Raw genomic sequence first — 18,611 nt, forward strand, 5'->3', positions numbered from 1 at the left:
GAAGGGGAACAAGATGTCAGCAACAAACAAGAGCGTACGTGTGGGATTAATCGGTGCAGGCCGCATGGGCAGCTTCCATGCTCAGGCGCTGGCACAAAAAGTTCCTGGCGCAGTACTGGCTGCGGTTGCCGATCCGGTGCCGGGTGCCGCGCAGCGTCTGGCCGAAAAACTGGGTGCCGGTAAATATTACAGCGAACCACAGGCGATGCTCGACGATCCGGATATTGATGCGGTGCTGATTGCCACTCCGGCACGAACCCATGCGGAGCTGGTGGCGGCGGCAGCCCGCGCCGGAAAGCATGTGTTCTGCGAAAAACCAATGGCCATCACGCTGGAAGAGGCGGACAACGCCATTGCTGCCGCGAAGAGCGCGGGCGTGGTGCTACAGGTGGGCTTTAACCGCCGTTTTGCTGCGGGCTTTGCTGCCGCGCTGGCCGGCATCAAAGCCGGAGAAATCGGTACACCGCAGCTTATTCGTTCCCTGACGCGCGATCCCTCTCCGCTGCGCGATCCAAGCGGCATCCCGCCATGGACGATCTACCTCGAAACGCTGATCCACGACTTTGACACCCTGCTGCACTGCAATCCCGGAGCAAAACCGGTGGAAGTGTATGCGATGGCGGATGCGCTGGTGCGCCCGGACTTCAAAGACAGGGGGCTGCTGGATACCTCGGTAGTGACGATTCGCTTTGATAATGGTGCGATTGCCGTCGCGGATGCCAGCTTCGAAGCGGTTTACGGTTATGACGTGCGTGCGGAAGTGTTTGGCAACAACGGTATGTATCAGATGGGAAATATCAACGTGAATAACTGTGTGCACTACGGTGCCGCCGGTATTTCCATCGGTACCTCCCGCCAGGACACCGACCTGCTGGCGGATGCCTATATTGCCGAGCTCACCGAATTTGCACGCTGTGCGGCCAGTGGTGACACCCCGCGCGCGACGGGTGAGGATGCGCGTAATGCGCTGGAAATCGCGCTGGCCTGTATTGCCTCTGTACAGCAGGGCAAACCCATTCAACTACGAGGATAACAACGATGGCGGACTATCGTCTTTCGGTTTCAGCCGAAATGGTTTTTCTGGATTTACCATTTATCGAACGTGTGAAGCGCATACATCAGCTGGGCTTCGGCGTTGAAATCTGGCACTGGAACAATAAAGACATTGATGCGCTGGCGGCGACAGGGGCGACATTCACCTCGATGACCGGCTATCTGACGGGCAACCTGACGGATGATGACGAAATTGCACAGCTGTTAAGCAGCGCCGCTGAGTCGCTGGCCGTGGCGGCGCGTTTAAACTGCCCGAGCCTGAACCTGCATGGCACCGGGCTGGATAATCAGGGGCTGCCGGTCAAACCGGTGACGGTTGTTACCGGTGAGATGTGGGTGAAAGCGGTGCGTACGCTGGAAAAATTAGCCGCGCTGGGTGAGAAGGCCGGGCGCGTGTTTACCCTGGAAAATCTCAACCTTGCCGTCGACCACCCGGGAACGCCGTTTGCCAGGGCGGCGGATACGCTGGCGCTGGTGGAAGCGGTCAACAGCCCCTATCTGAAGATGAATCTTGACCTGTACCACGCGCAGATTGGCGAAGGAAATCTGATCGAGCTGGTGCAGCGCAGCGGCAGTGCTATTGGTGAAATCCAGGTGGCTGACGTACCCGGGCGCTGTGAGCCGGGTACGGGCGAGATTAACTACCGCGCGGTGGCAAAAGCTCTGCGCGCTATGAACTATCGGGGGGTCATTGCGCTGGAAGGCTGGGCGTCAGGGGACAGTGAAGCTGCCCTGGCAAGTTTTAAAGCGCATTTTGATTAATTAAGCATGTGATGCGGCCAGCCCTGGCCGCTTTTTTTCAGGAGGGCCTGCGTCGTTCATTCAGTTCACTACCCAAAATAATAACTTACCTACACCTACAGGAATCCATCCATGAACGTGAATAAAATCGCATTGTTGATTGGTGCTCTGGCACTGGCACCCGCTTCCCAGGCTAAAGATCTGCGTATTGGTGTTGCACTGGCGAACTTTGATCTGAATTTCATCTCCATTCTGCGTACGCAGATGGCGAAGGAGATGGAAAAAGAGAAAATCCAGGGGCAGTTTGAAGATGCCAAAGGGGATATCGCGGTACAGGTACAGCAGGTTGAGAACTTTATTAACCAGGGCGTGGACGCCATTATTCTCAACCCGGTGGATACTCAGGGGGTGAAGCCGATGATGGACGCAGCGAAACGCGCCAATATCCCGCTGATTTTCGTTAACCGTAAGCCAGAAGTGGAGCTGAGTGGCAAGATGGCCTACGTCGGTTCTGACTCGCTGCTGGGTGGCCGGATGGAGATGGAAGCACTGGCAAAAAGAATGAATTACAAAGGTAATGTCGCCATTCTGATGGGTGCGCTGTCGGCAGAAGAAGCGCGCCAGCGCACCAAAGCCACGGAAGATGTCATCGCCAAATATAAAGAGATGAAAGTGGTGGAGAAGCAGTCTGCCCAGTGGATGCGTAACGAAGCGGTAGACGTCACCTCCGGCTGGCTCCTCTCCGGTGATAAGATCGATGCGATTGCCGCCAACAACGATGAGATGGCGATTGGCGCGATTATGGCGCTTAACCAAAGCGGCAAGAAAAATATTCTGGTGGCCGGAATCGACGGTACGCCGGATGCGCTGCAATTTATCAAAAGCGGCAAGCTGGCATTAACCATCTTCCAGGACGCCGCAGCTCAGGGAGTTGGCGCTGTCACCATGGCGAAGCAGGTAATTGATGGCAAAAATAGCGACAAGTTTATGTGGATCCCCTATCAGGTGATCACTAAAGACAATTACGAAGCTTTTATCAGTAAAAACGTCAAATAATCCCGCCAGGCCCTGGTTGGCAGGGCCTGCTTCCTGCGCATCGTTTCTACTAAAAATATCACCTTACCCTGACCGGCTTTGACGTGGCTTGCTGCCATGCAGATGACCACTGTTTAGCGTTGACAGCTTTCCTTATGGCAGTTGGCGGAAATCTGCGCTTCCCCTTAGTCTCCTTACTCAATATTTTCCAATTCATGATGAAAAAAGTGTGATGTCAGTGGCATTTTCAATGTGATATGAATACTATTTCGCCACTGAGCCACGCTCTTCTGTCGCTCACCATAAACCTCCCTGTTTTCTGCTGAGAATGTTGGACATGCATTTTGATTAGTCGCCGCCGGTTTATATTGGGTACCGGTGCGTTTATGCTTGCCATGAGCACCGATAGTTTGTTCGCCCGCCAGGATTTTTTTCCGCTGTGGCCTGATGAACCGCCAGGCGGCGGCGGGCCGAGCGGGGCGCTGCGCATCTCCGCCAACGGCTCATGGTCTAACATTGTCAGTCCGGGAATTCAGCGCTTTGTACCGGAAAAACCCAACGGTAAAGCCGTGCTGATCGCCGCAGGCGGCGGCTATCGCTGGATAGGTATGGGCCGCGAGGCCTGGCCAGTGGCGCGCTGGTTGAACAGCAAAGGATACACCGCGTATGTGCTCAGTTATCGCCTGCCGGGAGAGCACTGGCAGGACGGCAACCGCGTGGCATTTCAGGATGCACAGCGGGCGATGCGCCTGGTGCGCTCGATGGAAAATAACGTGCACCTGCTCGGTTTTTCCGCCGGGGGGCATATGCTTGGCCTGGCCGCAGCGCGCCCGGATTATGCCTCCTATGCCCCGCAGGATGCCATTGACCAGATAGTGCCAAAAGCTGACAGCGTTGGGCTGATCTATCCGGTGATTACGCTGGAACCGCCTTACACCCATACCAATACGCATCTGTCGCTGGTGGGCAACCATCCCTCCCCGGCGGAAGAGGCGAACTGGTCGGTGCAAAACTATGTCACCCGAGCCTACCCGCCGCTGTTCCTTGCTCAGGCGGAGGATGATATGACCTCCAATCCGGAAAATAGCGTGATCATGCACGATATCTGCCGCAAAGCCGGGGTATCGGTGCAGATGATCCGTATTTCACAGGGCGGCCACGGCTTCGGCCTGGGAAAAGCCGGTACGCCCGCCGCCATCTGGGATGAAGCCTACGCGGTGTGGCTGGCGGCCAGGGCCTGATAGCGATGGGCGGGGGCCTGATCTGAGTTTTTATCTCTCTTCGCCAGCGCGTTCCAGCACCTCTGTCAGGCGCTGGATCACCACCTGCGCTGCCCGTGACAGCTGACGTTTAGGTGCCACGCAGAGCGCAAGGGTGAGCGGGCGTACCGCCCGGCCGTGCAGCGGCACAAACGCCAGCTCCCCGCTGGTAATCTCCGGTCTGACATCCAGCAGGCTGAGAACGGAAATCCCTGCCCCGGCGCGCACCAGCGATTTAATCATGCGGATATCGTTACAGCGGATAGTCGCTTCCGGCATCAGACTATGGCGGCCATAGAGCATGGCGGTGCGTTCATGTACCATCAGCGGCGCGGTGGGCAGGATATGGCGATACTCGCTTATCTGGCCGATGGAGAGCGACGGCTGACGGGCCAGCGGATGATCGGCAGCCATCACCACGCCAATCGGCATCTCGCAGAAAGCCCGCACTTCCAGCCCGCTGTGCTCAACCGGGTCGAGCAGCAGACCAAAATCCACCTGCGCATCCGCTACCTGGCCGACAATGGTTTGGCTGTCATGTATCCCCAGGTCGAAGGTCAGCCACGGGTATTCTTGCGCCGCCGCAGCCAGCGCTTCTACCATCACGCCCTCACTCAGTGCGGCGATCAGTGCCACGCTGACATGTCCGCGCTTCAGTCCCTGTAGCTCGTCAAACCGTTCGCGGGTGCGGCGAAACTCCCGGCTCCAGCGGCGAACATCGTCATACAGCAGCTCTCCGGCGGTGGTGAGTTTCAGCCCGGAGGGCAGGCGTTCAAACAGCAGGGTACCCATCATCTCTTCTGCCAGCAGGATTTGCCGGTTCATCGCCGAGGCGGAGACGTGCAGCTTTTCAGCCGCTTTGCGCAGGCTGCCGCTCTCGGCCACGGCGGCAAAGTAGTGTGAGAAACGCGAAAACGGATCCATAGACCTCTCCTGTACGAATTTTTGCAGAGGGTAAGTGAATTATCTCTGATGGACTGCAACACCTTTGAGTATCCACAATGCCTGTAGCGATAACAACCGAACGTTGAGACAGGTGACCCCCATGAAAGCCAAAATCACGCCGCCCCCGCACTGCACCTTTGAACCCGACGACTGGGAGCGTCTGGCCCGCCACTGGCATCCGGTGGCCCGCGCAGTGGATATCAGCAACGCGCCGATGAAAGCAGTGCTGCTGGATGAGCAGCTGGTGATCTACCGGGTAAAAGGCCAGGTGGTGGTGGCGCGCGACGTCTGCCCGCATCGCGGCGTGCCGCTGACGCTGGGTTTCCATGATGAGGCCGGGATTATCTGCCCCTATCACGGCCTGCGCTTTGGTGAAGATGGCCGCTGTAACCGCGTACCTTCCAGCCCGGATCAGGCTATTCCAGCCAAGCTGAACCTGCTGACTTATCCCACTGAGGAGCGTTTTGGCCTGATCTGGACCTGCCTCGCGCCGGAGGAGGGGGCGACCCCCATGCTGCCGCAGATGCCGCACTGGGAGGAGCCGGATTTTCAGCAGATTGTCTGTCCGCACTTTGATATTGCGGGCTTTGCCGGACGACAGGTGGAGGGCTTCCTCGACGTGGCGCACTTTGCGTGGATCCATACGGAAACCTTCGCCGATCCGGAAAATCAGGAAGTGCCGCCCTACATCCCGGTAGAAACGCCCTATGGTTTCAGCGTTGATTACTGGAGTTCAGTCAGTAACTACTCGGCTGAATCAGATAAACAGGCACCGGAAGGTTTTCAGTGGCTGCGTCATTTTGAGATGCATCTGCCGTTTACCGCCACGCTGACTATTCATTTTCCCGATGCTGAAAAACTGGTGATTATGAACGCGGCCTCGCCGGTATCGGCGCGGAAAACCCGGCTGTTTGCACCGATTGCACGTAATTTCGACCTGCATATCCCGGTCGAAGATGTTCACGCCTTCAACCATCGGGTATTTGAAGAAGATCGGCTGATGGTGGAAACCCAGCGCCCGGAGCGGCTGCCGCTGGATTTAACTCTGGAGGCCCATATTCCGGCGGATCGCAGCTCCATAGCCTATCGCCGGGGCCTGAAAAAGCAGGGCTTTGGCGAATTCTTCCTGGTTTAAGGGGAACGCGATGCAAACCATTGAGGTGATTGTTGACGCCCTGTCACGGCAGGGGAGCAAAAATATAGCGTTGACGTTAGTCAGCGCCGATGGCGGCCCGCTGCCCTCCTGGCAGGCGGGGGCGCACGTTGACCTGCATCTGGCGGGCGGGCTGGTGCGTCAGTATTCGCTGGCGGGGGATCCGCAACAGCGCGACAGCTATCTGCTGTGTGTAAAACGAGAAGCTGCTTCGCGCGGTGGCTCGCGTTTTGTTCATGAACAGCTGCGCCTCGGGCAGCGGCTGACCCTCTCCGTGCCGCGCAATATTTTTTCCCTGCAACCGGCAGAGCATAGCGTTCTGATGGCTGGTGGCATCGGTATTACTCCGCTGCTGGCAATGGCTGAACAGCTGGATGCCAGCGGGCAGAGCTTCGAGCTGCATTACTATGTGAAAACTCAGGCCGATGTCGCGTTTCGCACCCGGCTGCATCAGGGATTCCGTCACGGCAGCTGTACGCTGTGGTCAGGCTGTGAAGGGCACAGCCCGCGCCGCGATCTGCCTCCGGTGCTGCACCAGCCCGAGGGTAAGCGCCTCTATCTCTGCGGCCCGGCGGCTTTTATGGCGCATGGGGAAGCGGAGGCCATCAATCGCGGCTGGTCTGCTGACCGTATTCACAGTGAAGCTTTTTCCGCCGTTGCCATACCTGCCAGCGCTGAGTCAGCAGAGGGGTTTACCGTGACGTTAAGCAGCAGCGGAAACTCCTATTTTGTGCCGCCGGAGAAGAGCATTGCGGTGGTGCTGCTGGAGCATCAGGTGGCGGTACCACTCTCCTGTGAGATGGGGATTTGCGGTGCCTGCCTGACGCCGGTGCTGTCGGGGGAGGTGGATCATCGTGATACGGTGCAGTCGCAGGCGGAGAAAAGCTGTTCTGACCAGCAGATTGCGCTGTGCTGTTCGCGCAGTCGTACGCCGGAGCTGGTGATTGCACTATAAGGTGAGCGGGCGGGGAGGGTTCCCCGCCAGCAGAGCGGATTAACGTTGCAGGAAGGCCAGCAGATCCTGATTTAACCGATCCTGATGGGTAACGGCAAAACCGTGCGGCGCATTGTCATAAACCTTCAGTTCTGAACCGGGGATCATCGCTGCCGCCAGCTTACCGGTGGCTTCAAACGGCACAATCTGGTCGTTACTGCCGTGGATCACCAGTGTGGGCACGCTGACTTGCGCCAGATCGCCACGAAAATCGGTCTCTTCAAAAGCCGTTACGCAGTCGATGGTGCCTTTCAGCGAGGCCAGCAGCGCGATATTCAGCGTCTGGGTCAGCACACCGTCAGAGAGGGTTTGCCCGGCATTAATGCCATAAAATGGCGTGTTGAAGTCGCTCATAAACTGCGCCCGATCCTTGCGGATCCCGTCACGAATGCCGTCGAATACCGCTTTTTCCACCCCTTCAGGATGATCGTCCGTCTTACCGAAGATCGGCGTTACCGCCCCGAGCAGCACCAGCGCACTGACACGGTCGCTGCCGTAGCGGCCAATATAGCGTGAGACATCGCCACCGCCCATCGAGAAGCCCACCAGCGTAATCTCATGCAGATCGAGATGTTGAATCAGGTCGTTGATATCGGAAGCGAAGGTGTCGTAGTTATACCCTTCCCACGGCTGGTCAGAGCGGCCAAAACCACGGCGGTCAAAGGCAATAGCCCGGTAGCCACGCTCGGCAAGGAAATTCATCTGGCTGTCCCACATATCCGCATCCAGCGGCCAGCCGTGGCTGAACAGCACCGGTTTGCCCGTGCCCCAGTCTTTGAAATAAATCTGCGTGCCGTCCTGCGTAGTGAATGTGCTCATTTCTGTTTCCTCTAAGGTGGATGACGTGATGTTGTGGCTAACGTTAGCTCCCCGGAAAAGATAAAGATAAGGCATTATTTTGCACGACTTGTTAGAAAATTCTTATCAACTTATCTGTCTGATTTAACTGTCGATTTCCCTCTGTTTATTGGCGGGATCCCTGTCAAAAAAAACTTAACAAGTTGCCAAATTCTTTCCGCTATCAGCAAATTCCTGCCGGACGTAATCTTGTTTCCAGCAGCACAACACTCACTCAAAACATCGCTAACTGATAACGAAAAGAGGAATTGACCATGTCTAAATTCGACCTGCTGGATCCACAGAACTCCACCCTGATTTTCATCGACCATCAGCCGCAGATGTCTTTCGGCGTAGCCAATATCGATCGTCAGCAGCTTAAAAATAATACGGTAGCCCTGGCGAAAGCGGGAAAAATTTTTAACGTGCCGACTATTTATACCTCGGTGGAAACCGAAAGCTTCAGCGGCTACATCTGGCCGGAACTGCTGGCGGTTCACCCGGAAGTGCAGCCCATTGAGCGTACCTCAATGAACTCATGGGAAGATGAAGCCTTCGTGAATGCGGTAAAAGCTACCGGACGTAACAAGCTGATTATCTCTGCCCTGTGGACAGAAGTGTGCCTGACCTTCCCGGCGCTGATGGCGATGAAAGAGGGCTTTGAAGTCTACGTGGTCACCGACACCTCCGGCGGCACCAGCGTGGATGCTCATGAGCGCTCCATCGACCGTATGGTGCAGGCCGGTGCGATACCCGTGACCTGGCAGCAGGTGTTGCTGGAGTATCAGCGCGACTGGTCACGTAAAGAGACCTATGACGATGTGATGGATCTGGTGCGTGAACACAGCGGTGCCTACGGCATGGGCGTGGATTATGCCTACACCATGGTGCATAAAGCCCCGGCACGTAAAGCCTGATCCTTCCCACTCCAGCCGCCTGTTGGTACGGGCGGCTGATCTCCTGTCAGCTGGAGTATCACCATGAATACAACGTCATCCGGTGCATTCGCGCCGCTTAAGCAGGGGCTGTTTGCGGTGATTTGGGCCGCGACGATCCTCGGTAATACCGGCAGTTTTATGCGCGATGTTGCCAGTTCATGGCTGGTCACCGGGCTGTCATCGAACCCGGCGGCAGTGGCGCTGATGCAGACCGCCGCCACACTGCCGATTTTCCTGCTGGCGATCCCCGCAGGAGTCTTGTCCGATATTCTGGATCGCCGCCGCCTGCTGATTGCTGTCCAGCTACTGCTGGCGAGCGTCAGTGCGACGCTGCTGATCCTCTCGCATAATAATCTGCTGACCGTAGAATACCTGGTCGCGCTGACCTTTATTGGCGGCATCGGCGCGGCGCTGATGGGCCCGGCCTGGCAGGCGATTGTGCCGGAGCTGGTTCCGCGTCCACAGCTCAAGAATGCGGTAGCGCTTAACTCGCTGGGGATCAACATCGCCCGCGCCGTTGGCCCGGCCACCGGAGGCCTGCTGCTGGCCGCGCTCGGTGCCTGGGCGGCCTATGGTGCCGATGTCCTCAGCTATGTGTTTGTCATTGCCGCGCTGCTCTGGTGGAAACGACCGCAGAAAGCGAAAAATGAACTCTCAGAGCATTTTTTCGGTGCTTTCCGCGCCGGTATCCGTTACGTCAAAGCCAGCCGCGAACTGCATCGGGTGCTGCTGCGTACCGTGATTTACTTCTTCTTTGCCAGCGCTATCTGGGCACTGTTGCCGCTGGTAGCACGTAATCTGTTGCAGGGCAGCGCCGGATTTTACGGCACCATGCTGGGGGCGGTGGGTGCAGGCGCGATTGTCGGTGCACTGCTGCTACCCGCGCTGCGTCAACGGTTGAGCGTTGATGGTTTAATGCTGCTTTCGGCGGGCCTCTCCGCGCTGGTCATGGTGACGATTGCCCTGCTGCCAGTCAAAGCGCTGGCTCTGCCGCTGATGGTGCTGCTGGGCGTTAGCTGGATAATAGCGCTGACCTCGCTCAACGGCGTGGCACAGGCAGTGCTGCCAGACTGGGTGCGCGGCAGGGGCCTGGCGGTTTACCTGATGATGTTTAACGGTGCAATGGCCGCAGGCAGCCTGTTCTGGGGGCTGGTGGCACAAAAAAGCGGGCTGGTAATGACTCTGCTGATCGCTGCCGTGGTGCTGATACTCTCCGCGCTGCTGTGCCTGCGCATCAGACTCCCCGCAGGCGAGGCCGATCTGCAACCCTCAGGCCACTGGGATGAACCAGAATTAGCAAGCGAAGTGACGGCAGATCGCGGGCCGGTGATGATTCAGATCGAGTATCAGGTAACCGCAGAGGATCGCCCGGCGTTCCTGGCAGAGATCAAAAAGCTGTCGCTAATCCGTCGCCGCGATGGTGCCTGGGCCTGGGGTATCGCCGAACACAGCCATGATGAAACCACATTAATCGAGTGGTTCCTGGTAGAGTCCTGGCATGAGCATCTGCGCCAGCATCAGCGCGTCTCCCATGCGGATGCGGATCTGCAAAGCAGCGTGATGCGCTTCCATCGGGGCGGGGGGAAGCCGGTAGTGCGGCATTTTCTTTCACTCTAACCCCCCCCGCCAGCATCTTTCTGTCCGCAGCTGTGTTGGCTGCTCTCCCAAACCCCGGTCACTTACAACAGTAAGCTCCCGGGGATTTGCTCTTTTGCCGCCTTGCTGCAAACAGAAATCTACTGGCGGGGGCTTTCTGCGTCTTTCTGTGCGTAAATGCGTTGGCTGCTCTCACGAACGCCGGTCACTTACAACGGTAAGCTCCCGGGGATTTGCTCTTTTGCCGCCTTGCTGCAAACAGAAATCTACTGGCGGGGGCTTTCTGCGTCTTTCTGTGCGTAAATGCGTTGGCTGCTCTCACGAACGCCGGTCACTTACAACGGTAAGCTCCCGGGGATTTGCTCTTTTGCCGCCTTGCTGCAAACAGAAATCTACTGGCGGGGGCTGCATCTTTCTGTGCGTAAATGCGTTGGCTGCTCTCACGAACGCCGGTCACTTACAACGGTAAGCTCCCGGGGATTTGCTCTTTTGCCGCCTTGCTGCAAACAGAAATCTACTGGCGGGGGCTTTCTGCATCTTTCTGCGCGTAAATGCGTTGGCTGCTCTCATTGCTACTCCGCCGCATACACCTGGCGAAGCCCTTCGAAGTTCTGTAAGCGTTCGCGCCACCACATGGCTGCGTTGCCGGTTGCGCTGTCGCTCCAGGCCAGAAACGCCTGGTCGCGCCGCGTTTCGCTGTCGAGCTGACGTTCGACCAGCGTACCGTTCTCCAGATGCGGTGCCGCCAGATAACGCGGCAGATAGCCGCAGCCCAGTCCGTCAACCTGCGCCTGCACCTTATCAGCAAAGCTGTGCACACTCAGGATTGGTTGCTCGTCGAGCACGCGCAGGTCGGTGCCTTCGGCATGGCGTGAGCTGTCATGTACCACCACTGCCCGGTACTGGCGGATCTGCTCACGCAGCAGCGGGGCCGGCAGCACAGCCAGGGGATGATGTGGCGCAATGGCAAACGCATATTCCAGCCATCCAACCGGCACACAGCTTACGCCGCTGTGACGCACCGGCTCCTGAACCGCGCCGAATACAATATCTGCCAGACCATAACTTAGCGCTTCCCAGCAGCCAGCCAGCACGTCCTGGCGGAACAGCAGCCGGGTGTGATGATGTTCCTGATAGAACGCATCTACCAGCCCGGAGAGCAGTGAAAACGGCACGGAAGCGTCAAGGCTGATAGTCAGTTTAGTTTCCCAGCCGCTTTCAACATATTGCGCCTGCTGCTCAAGCTCGCCCACGGCACGCAGCAGAACACGCCCTTTCTCCAGCATTAAGCGGCCGGTGGGGGTAAAGGTTGCACGATGCCCGGAGCGATCCAGCAGCGTGATATTTAAGTCACTCTCCATCTTCTGCACCGTATAACTCAGCGCCGAAGCGGTTTTAAACAGCCTGGCCGCGGCGGCGGCAAAGGTACCGTGCCGATCGAGTGCATCAAGAATCAGCAGTGCCTCAAGGTTTAATCGCATGGTGTTCCCCAAACCCAAAATTTGTTTAACAACAACCTAAATTCTTTCCGTTATCAAGCAGCACCGCTATTTCGTATTGTTTTCCCTGTCAACGCAACCTGAATCGCAGCCTGGAGTTAATGATGGACTATCCCCATCAGCCTGAACATATCACCCTGGTGATCACGCACCGCCTGTTGCCAGGCAAGCAGGAGGATTACCAACGCTGGCTGGAAACGATTATGCCGCAGGCAGCACTGTTCCCCGGCCATCTCGGCGTCAATGTGCTGCGTCCGGTACACGATGAAATGACCTGGACGATACTGGTGAGATTCGACAACCTGGATAATCTTTATCAGTGGCTGAATTCTCCGCAGCGCGCAGAACGCGTAGCAGAACTGGCCATGCTGCTGGCCGGGCGCGAGCATATTGAGATGCGACCCGGCGCAGCATTCTGGTTTACCCCGGCGGATCCGGCACGGGTAACACCGAAGCGGTGGAAGCAGTTTCTGGTAACGCTGGCTGTGATTTTTCCCTCCACAAATCTGGTTCCCTGGTTCTGGGGGGCGCTGCTGCCCGCCAGTAAAGGAACGCTGTGGGGACATTTTCTTAACGATGCCTGCGTGGTCGCTCTGGTGGTGTATCTGTGGATGCCAGCGATAACGCGTTTATTAAACAACTGGCTGTCCCCAAGCGGGAAAACCAGCCCGGAGAGTAACGATGAATAGTGCCTCATTGATTCTGACCAACGGTAAATTCCATACGGTTGACCGTGAAAATCCGCTGGCAACGGCGGTAGCGATTAAAGACGGTAAGTTCCTCGCGGTAGGTAGTGAAGCAGAAGTGATGCAGTTTGCCGGCGATGAGACCCGCCTGGTGGATCTGAAAGGCCATACCGCTATTCCCGGGCTGAATGACTCGCACCTGCATCTGATCCGTGGCGGGCTGAATTACAATCTTGAGCTGCGCTGGGAAGGGGTACCGTCGCTGGCGGATGCTCTGCGCATGCTGAAAGAGCAGGCGCTGCGTACACCAAATCCGCAGTGGGTGCGTGTGGTGGGCGGCTGGAATGAGTTCCAGTTTGCCGAACGCCGTATGCCAACGCTGGATGAAATCAATGAAGCGGCACCGGATACGCCGGTATTTATCCTTCACCTCTACGATCGCGCACTGCTTAACCGCGCAGCACTCCGCGTGGTGGGCTATACCCGCGATACGCCCAATCCGCCGGGGGGCGAGATTCAGCGCGACGGTAACGGCAACCCCACCGGGATGCTGATTGCCCGCCCCAACGCGATGCTGCTTTACTCCACGCTGGCGAAAGGGCCAAAGCTGCCGCTGGAACAGCAGGTGAACTCCACCCGCCAGTTTATGCGTGAGCTGAATCGCCTCGGGCTGACCAGCGCCATTGATGCGGGTGGCGGTTTCCAGAACTATCCGGATGACTACGAGGTGATCAGCGAACTGCACGAGAAAAAGCAGCTGACGGTGCGTATCGCCTACAACCTGTTTACCCAGCGTCCGGGCCATGAACTGGAAGATTTCGAGCGCTGGACTGATATGCTGAAACCGGGGCAGGGCACGGATTTTTATCGCCACAACGGGGCCGGAGAGATGCTGGTTTTTTCTGCCGCTGACTTTGAGGACTTCCTGGAGCCGCGCCCGGATCTGGCTCCCGGTATGGAAGATGAGCTGGAGCGGGTGGTGCGCCATCTGGTAGAGCACCGCTGGCCTTTCCGTCTGCATGCGACCTATAACGAGTCCATCAGCCGCATGCTGAACGTGTTCGAGAAGGTTAACCGTGAGATCCCGTTTAACGGTCTGCACTGGATTTTCGACCATGCGGAGACCATTACTGAGGCCAATATTGAGCGTGTGAAAGCGCTGGGCGGCGGAATCGCGGTACAGCATCGGATGGCGTTTCAGGGGGAATATTTCGCCGAACGCTACGGCCATGAAGCGGTGAAGCAGACGCCGCCGGTGGCGAAAATGCTGGAGGCCGGCGTACCGGTTGGTCTGGGCACTGACGCCACCCGCGTTGCCAGCTATAACCCGTGGACGGCGCTGTACTGGCTGGTGTCCGGGCGCACCGTCGGCGGCATGGCGATGTATGATGCTAATGCACGTCTGGATCGTGACACGGCGCTGATGCTGTGGACGCAGGGTAGCGCCTGGTTCTCCAGCGAACAGGGGAAAAAAGGGCAGATAAAAGTGGGTCAGCTGGCGGATCTTGCCGTTCTCTCGCAGGACTATTTCAGCGTACACGAAGAGGCAATCAAAGGCATTGAGTCAGTGCTCACCGTGGTCAATGGCGATGTGGTGTACGCTGCCGGGAGCTTTAGCCCGCTATCACCGCCGCCGGTGCCGGTACTGCCAGAATGGTCGCCGGTGGTAACCACGCCAGGCCACTACCGCAGTGCACCACCGCTGGCGAACGGCCGCGTTGCTTTTGCCTCACAGCCGCACCAGTGTAGCGGCCCCTGTGGCGTGCACAGCCACTCGCATGACGTAGCGCGCCGTTCCAGCGTACCGGTATCGGATGACAATGCATTCTGGGGCGCGTTGGGCTGTTCCTGCTTCGCGTTCTGAGTTCTGAAAACCGGCTCCCGAAAGCAGCACTTCGGGGGCCGGAAGGTTTACCGGTTAGTGACTTAACACGGTAAATTCTGCATCGATGGCTTCAGCTTTTTTCCGCCACTCTTTAAACTGCTGCTGGCGTGCGCGCCCTTCGCTCACGCTCTGTTGCAGATTGACCACCTTTTCATGCAGCACGATGTAGTTATTGAAGAAGTCGGTAACGAAGCTCTCGCTGTCGATCGACTTCAGCCAGTGTTCACGCTGGGCCTCAAAGTTTTTCACCATGGTGTCGAGCGCTTTGGCAAACTCCTGCTCTTTTTGGATCTGGCTCCAGCTATCCCACAGTTCCATCCCGAGGCTGACAAAAGCCAGCGCCCCGTTAACGCCTTTCGCCAGATTTACCGCACCCCATGGTTTGAACTTCAGCAGCTTGCTGAGATCCACTCCCACGGTTTTAGCCACGCTCACAATGCCATTACGGGCGGCGAGCACCGTGGTGTTAGTGATCATATTGCTTTTCACCACGTAGCTGATGCCCTGGCGGCCATAGCTCATCAGGGCATTGTTAAAGTGATTTACATCAGCGTTAAATCCCGTCTGCATCTTGTCGATGGCCAGAGTGACCGACTGGAGCTGGCGATCGAACTCATTTTGCAGGCGCGCGGCAACTATGCAGCCTTCAGAACCCACTTCACGCTCAAAGAAATCATTGAAAGTCTCCATGCTCAGGCCGCGGGTTTGCAGGATCAGGTCGGTGAAATAGCGGCTGATAAACTCACGCAGAGCGATCCGTGCCGTGCTGATCTGACGTGAGATGGCATCCAGCTGTTGCCCTGCGCGCTGGCTCATCGTCTCCAGGCCGTTGACCTCCTGAGCGATATTCTCATCATTCTCAATCGCTACCGGCAGCTGTTTGCTCAGAACATCGCGGATAATACTTTTTTTCATCTCACCGACCAGCGCCAGCGGGCCGCCGTTCTGTTTAATCTTCACGGAGGTTGCCTGCTGTAACCTGTCGATATGTGACAGAGCTTTAAACGACTCCAGGTTCTGTAACCAGTGCTCTGTGCCCATATCAAACGGGTTAGCAGCGACGGCCACAATCGACAGATTTTCACGCTCGGCACCGTTAAGGGCGATCAGACTCTCCAGACGCCCGGTGACGTTATCGCGTTTAATGGCCAGCGCCGCGCGGTAAGCTTCCTCATCTTCAACATCGACGACTTCATCAAAGCGACTGAGCACAAATACCGTGCGCGGTAGCAGATCCAGAGTCCGGAACAGCCAGTTCAGGTCTTCTTTATGGCTCTCTTTTACCGGATTGGTGGAGTTCATCACATACAGCACCAGATGCGCTTCGCTGACATATTTTTTGGTGATGTCTTTGTACTTTTCAATAGCGTGGGTGTCTTCGTTAACCTGCTCTTTAAAGCCGAATAACCCCGGGGTGTCGATCAGCACATAGTCATTTCCAACGTCATAAATCCTGACCTCGTTGGAGGACTCCTGATGGCTGATATTCATGCTGGATTTGTCCAGCTTCTCCATCCAGGCCGCAGCAATGGAGGTTTTCCCTTCAGAAAAACCGCCAATCAGTGCGATTTTAAGCTTCTCGTTGCCGGCTCCGGCGATTGCGGTCGCCAGCTTATCGCGCAGGTGAGGGTCGATCTGAATACCAAAGCTCTCCCCCTGCTGAAGAAATGCAGAAAGCTCCTCCAGCACGGCAACTACGCGTGACTGCTGGCTTTTAAAAACGTCGAGTGTCTTTTCCATTAGCGGGCTCCCCGGGCTTCAGTTTCAATATTGTCAGAAAGGGTGGTGAGTTTTTTGGTCGCGTTAAGCAGCATACGGTTAATGTGCTTCACCTGCTCAACCGGCTGTTGCACGTCGCTTTGCAGCTGTTTGATGGTGTTTTCCAGCTCCGGGAAAATCTTGTCGATGCTGGAGTAGAGCGATGAGCGCAGGTTGCCCGCGATTCTGTTCAGGTTTTCGTCGGCGGATTTACGCTGCTGCGACATTTTGAATTTGGCGTTGAGTGCTCCCCATAGCGCTTTCGCAAATGAGAACACCAGGCTTGCCAGGGCCGGAGCGAGCAGCAGCCAGCCAGCCGGATTCCAGAACATCAGCGCACCGCCGATGGCCGTGCCAATCAAACCACCTACTTTCAGACCGCTATCAATCTTAAATTTCAGGTCGAAATTGATATTAAAACGCTCGGTACCAAATTTATCCGTTGCGGCCATCAGCTCCAGGGTTTGCTGCTGGTGGTGCCGGATAACATCGGCAATCTCATCCTGGAAGTACTTCGTCTCTCGCTGCATTTTTTCCGGCAGCGACGTCTGTAGCCGGGCAACGCCCTCTTCCAACTGTTCACGTAGCTCAGATTTAAAGCGATCGTTGCTGATGTCATCCTCAATGGTGCGATAGATTTTGCTGCGCACCGTGCTTTTGAACTCATCGACGGCGGTTTCGCCACAGGACGCCAGCCGGGCGCGTAATCCGGCCAGCGCATTATCCAGCTGATAGCGGGCACTTTCCGCGCCAGCATCCAGATCTTTTTGCAGCTGTCCGAAGGATTTCTGCTGTAGCTCTTTTACCTGGCGGACAATCGTATTAACGCTCTGTACCGCTTTATTCAGGTTGGAATGGGCAATTTTTGCCTTGCTGTCCCGCACCAGCTCTTTGGTCAGCAGATGGTGGAAATCGGTCAGACGACTTTTAAGCAGAATGTCGGCGGCCGGAATTTTTTGCAGGAATTTTTCGCGATCCTGCGCCAGTTTCGATCCGGGAGCAAGATGATCCGCCAGCGCCAGGAAGGCCGGCTGGGCGCTTAAGGTATACGACTGGCGATAGTGTTCGCCCAGCTGCTCGCGCATTTTATCATCAAGATCGCGCAGGCTTTCGCTCTCATCATCGCTGACCAGACTGCCTCTGGTTAACTGCATCGGGTTAGTAATACGCTTGTTGTAAACTGCCCAGACTTCGGTCTGCGCACCGAGATGTGCCTTTATCTTTTCTAATGTTCCGCTATTCTGCGCATCCCCTTTCTGTGGCGCGGTGGCTTTGCTGGTCAGGTAAAACACCGCATGGGCTTTTTGTACTGCATTGGTGATTTGTGTGCTGACCTTTTCCTCTTTGCCTTCAATGCCGGGAACGTCGAGCAGAGCAAAGCGTTGCCCTTCTGATTCAAAATGATAGCTCTGGGTATCCAGGGTAAAGTCCGATCGACCATCACCAATAATCTGCCCATCAGCAAGCTGCGAAAGCGCCGTCAGCTGCTCCTGCAAGGCAGACTGCTGTTGCAGGGCGGCGCTATGCTGCTGTTCTGCCGCGGCTTTCTGCATCAGCAGTGCGCTGGTGGATTGGGAATGCCCAGCCGTTGCCGCTGCCTGCTGCGCTTTCAGCTGGAGGATGGCGATTTTTTCCGGGCTTTTAATTAACAGGCCGATCAGGCGCTGCCACAGTGATGCACTGCTTCTCTTCGCTGCCAGCTCGTCGGTCAGCTGCTGGATTTGTTGCTGTAAGGCCGCATTCTGCTGGTTAAAGTCTTCTTGTAACTGCACCAGTGCACTGTTGAAACGCGTCAGGGTTGCTTCACAGTTTTGTACCGTCGCGTGCAGGGCGTCGATCTGTTCCGGAGCCAGGCTGTGCTGCTGGCGAAACGCGGTAAACTGCTGTCGCTGTTTCTGCTTGGTCGGTTCATTGAGCAAGATGCGTAATGTTTCAATCAGCGTTGATTTACCCGCATTGGTTTCGCCGTAAAAGGCGATTGTGAACTCATCCCATTCGGCATTGTTTTGCAGGCTGGCGATATCGTGATCCAGCTCGTGACGAAATTTTTCGAGGATTTTTACTGCCTGCGCAGTGGCCTGGGTGAGGGATTCATCACGGGTTCCGCTGGCCAGAACCGTTAACAGAGAGTCTACTTCACGGACAATATTTTGATAAATCTGATTGGGAATGGTGGCATCCATTGTCATCAACATAACCTGAATTATTTAGCAGATGGCAATATTAACGGTT

The 18,611-nt window shown here is 56.5% G+C and carries 15 protein-coding genes; 10 read left to right on the forward strand and 5 right to left on the reverse strand.

The features are described from left to right. The first annotated feature begins 13 nt into the window (after positions 1-13). The 4 genes from GN242_RS00855 to GN242_RS00870 all read left to right on the forward strand — a co-directional run bounded on the left by GN242_RS00855 (position 14) and on the right by GN242_RS00870 (position 4,070). The gene (locus GN242_RS00855) at positions 14-1,033 is read left to right on the forward strand and encodes a Gfo/Idh/MocA family oxidoreductase (protein WP_154753416.1); all 1,020 of its coding nucleotides are present in this window, start codon (positions 14-16) and stop codon (positions 1,031-1,033) included. Positions 1,034-1,038: 5 nt separating this feature from the next. Further along, positions 1,039-1,815 (forward strand): TIM barrel protein, encoded by a 777-nt coding sequence (locus tag GN242_RS00860; protein WP_154753417.1) that lies wholly within the window; start codon positions 1,039-1,041, stop codon positions 1,813-1,815. Between the two features lie 111 nt (positions 1,816-1,926). After that, positions 1,927-2,850: a substrate-binding domain-containing protein gene (locus GN242_RS00865; RefSeq protein WP_154753418.1), complete on the forward strand. Its 924-nt coding sequence runs from the start codon at positions 1,927-1,929 to the stop codon at positions 2,848-2,850. A gap of 365 nt (positions 2,851-3,215) precedes the next feature. Further along, on the forward strand, positions 3,216-4,070 hold the full coding sequence (locus GN242_RS00870) for an alpha/beta hydrolase (protein ID WP_154753419.1): 855 nt from the start codon (positions 3,216-3,218) through the stop codon (positions 4,068-4,070). 30 nt (positions 4,071-4,100) lie between these two features. On the opposite strand, the gene GN242_RS00875 is transcribed toward GN242_RS00870, so the two are convergent. Continuing rightward, on the reverse strand, positions 4,101-5,012 hold the full coding sequence (locus GN242_RS00875) for a LysR family transcriptional regulator (protein ID WP_156286764.1): 912 nt from the start codon (positions 5,010-5,012) through the stop codon (positions 4,101-4,103). 121 nt (positions 5,013-5,133) lie between these two features. On the opposite strand from GN242_RS00875, the gene hpxD reads away from it, so the two are divergent. Both hpxD and GN242_RS00885 read left to right on the forward strand, forming a co-directional pair. After that, on the forward strand, positions 5,134-6,168 hold the full coding sequence (gene hpxD, locus GN242_RS00880) for a molybdenum cofactor-independent xanthine hydroxylase subunit HpxD (RefSeq protein WP_156286765.1): 1,035 nt from the start codon (positions 5,134-5,136) through the stop codon (positions 6,166-6,168). 10 nt (positions 6,169-6,178) lie between these two features. After that, a complete protein-coding gene (locus tag GN242_RS00885; protein WP_156286766.1) occupies positions 6,179-7,141 on the forward strand; it encodes a PDR/VanB family oxidoreductase in 963 nt (320 codons plus the stop codon). A gap of 39 nt (positions 7,142-7,180) precedes the next feature. Here GN242_RS00885 and GN242_RS00890 read toward each other — a convergent pair whose 3' ends face one another. Continuing rightward, entirely contained in the window at positions 7,181-7,999 is an 819-nt protein-coding gene (locus tag GN242_RS00890; RefSeq protein WP_156286767.1) for an alpha/beta fold hydrolase, read from the reverse strand. Between the two features lie 293 nt (positions 8,000-8,292). Here GN242_RS00890 and GN242_RS00895 point away from each other — a divergent pair, with 293 nt between their 5' ends. Both GN242_RS00895 and GN242_RS00900 read left to right on the forward strand, forming a co-directional pair. After that, positions 8,293-8,934 carry a hydrolase gene (locus tag GN242_RS00895; protein WP_154753424.1) on the forward strand — a complete coding sequence of 214 codons (642 nt, stop codon included), beginning with the start codon at positions 8,293-8,295 and terminating at the stop codon, positions 8,932-8,934. Positions 8,935-8,997: 63 nt separating this feature from the next. Next, positions 8,998-10,572 (forward strand): MFS transporter, encoded by a 1,575-nt coding sequence (locus GN242_RS00900; protein ID WP_156286768.1) that lies wholly within the window; start codon positions 8,998-9,000, stop codon positions 10,570-10,572. 551 nt (positions 10,573-11,123) lie between these two features. Here the strand turns inward: GN242_RS00900 and GN242_RS00905 are convergent. After that, complete coding sequence (locus GN242_RS00905) at positions 11,124-12,032, reverse strand: LysR family transcriptional regulator (RefSeq protein ID WP_154753426.1); 909 nt, start codon at positions 12,030-12,032, stop codon at positions 11,124-11,126. Between the two features lie 122 nt (positions 12,033-12,154). On the opposite strand from GN242_RS00905, the gene GN242_RS00910 reads away from it, so the two are divergent. Further along, positions 12,155-12,739, forward strand: coding sequence for an antibiotic biosynthesis monooxygenase (locus GN242_RS00910; protein ID WP_156288167.1), 585 nt, complete (start codon positions 12,155-12,157; stop codon positions 12,737-12,739). Next, positions 12,732-14,600 (forward strand): amidohydrolase, encoded by a 1,869-nt coding sequence (locus tag GN242_RS00915; protein ID WP_156286769.1) that lies wholly within the window; start codon positions 12,732-12,734, stop codon positions 14,598-14,600. Before GN242_RS00910 ends, GN242_RS00915 begins: the two co-directional genes overlap by 8 nt. Positions 14,601-14,654: 54 nt before the next feature. Here the strand turns inward: GN242_RS00915 and GN242_RS00920 are convergent, their stop codons facing one another. Both GN242_RS00920 and GN242_RS00925 read right to left on the reverse strand, forming a co-directional pair. Beyond that, the gene (locus GN242_RS00920; RefSeq protein ID WP_154753428.1) at positions 14,655-16,361 is read right to left on the reverse strand and encodes a LeoA/HP0731 family dynamin-like GTPase; all 1,707 of its coding nucleotides are present in this window, start codon (positions 16,359-16,361) and stop codon (positions 14,655-14,657) included. Then, on the reverse strand, positions 16,361-18,568 hold the full coding sequence (locus GN242_RS00925) for a hypothetical protein (protein WP_156286770.1): 2,208 nt from the start codon (positions 18,566-18,568) through the stop codon (positions 16,361-16,363). The genes GN242_RS00920 and GN242_RS00925 overlap by 1 nt, the downstream gene beginning before the upstream one ends. Positions 18,569-18,611 lie beyond the last annotated feature (43 nt).

Origin of the sequence: Erwinia sorbitola (assembly GCF_009738185.1) — a bacterium.
GTDB lineage: Bacteria > Pseudomonadota > Gammaproteobacteria > Enterobacterales > Enterobacteriaceae > Erwinia > Erwinia sorbitola.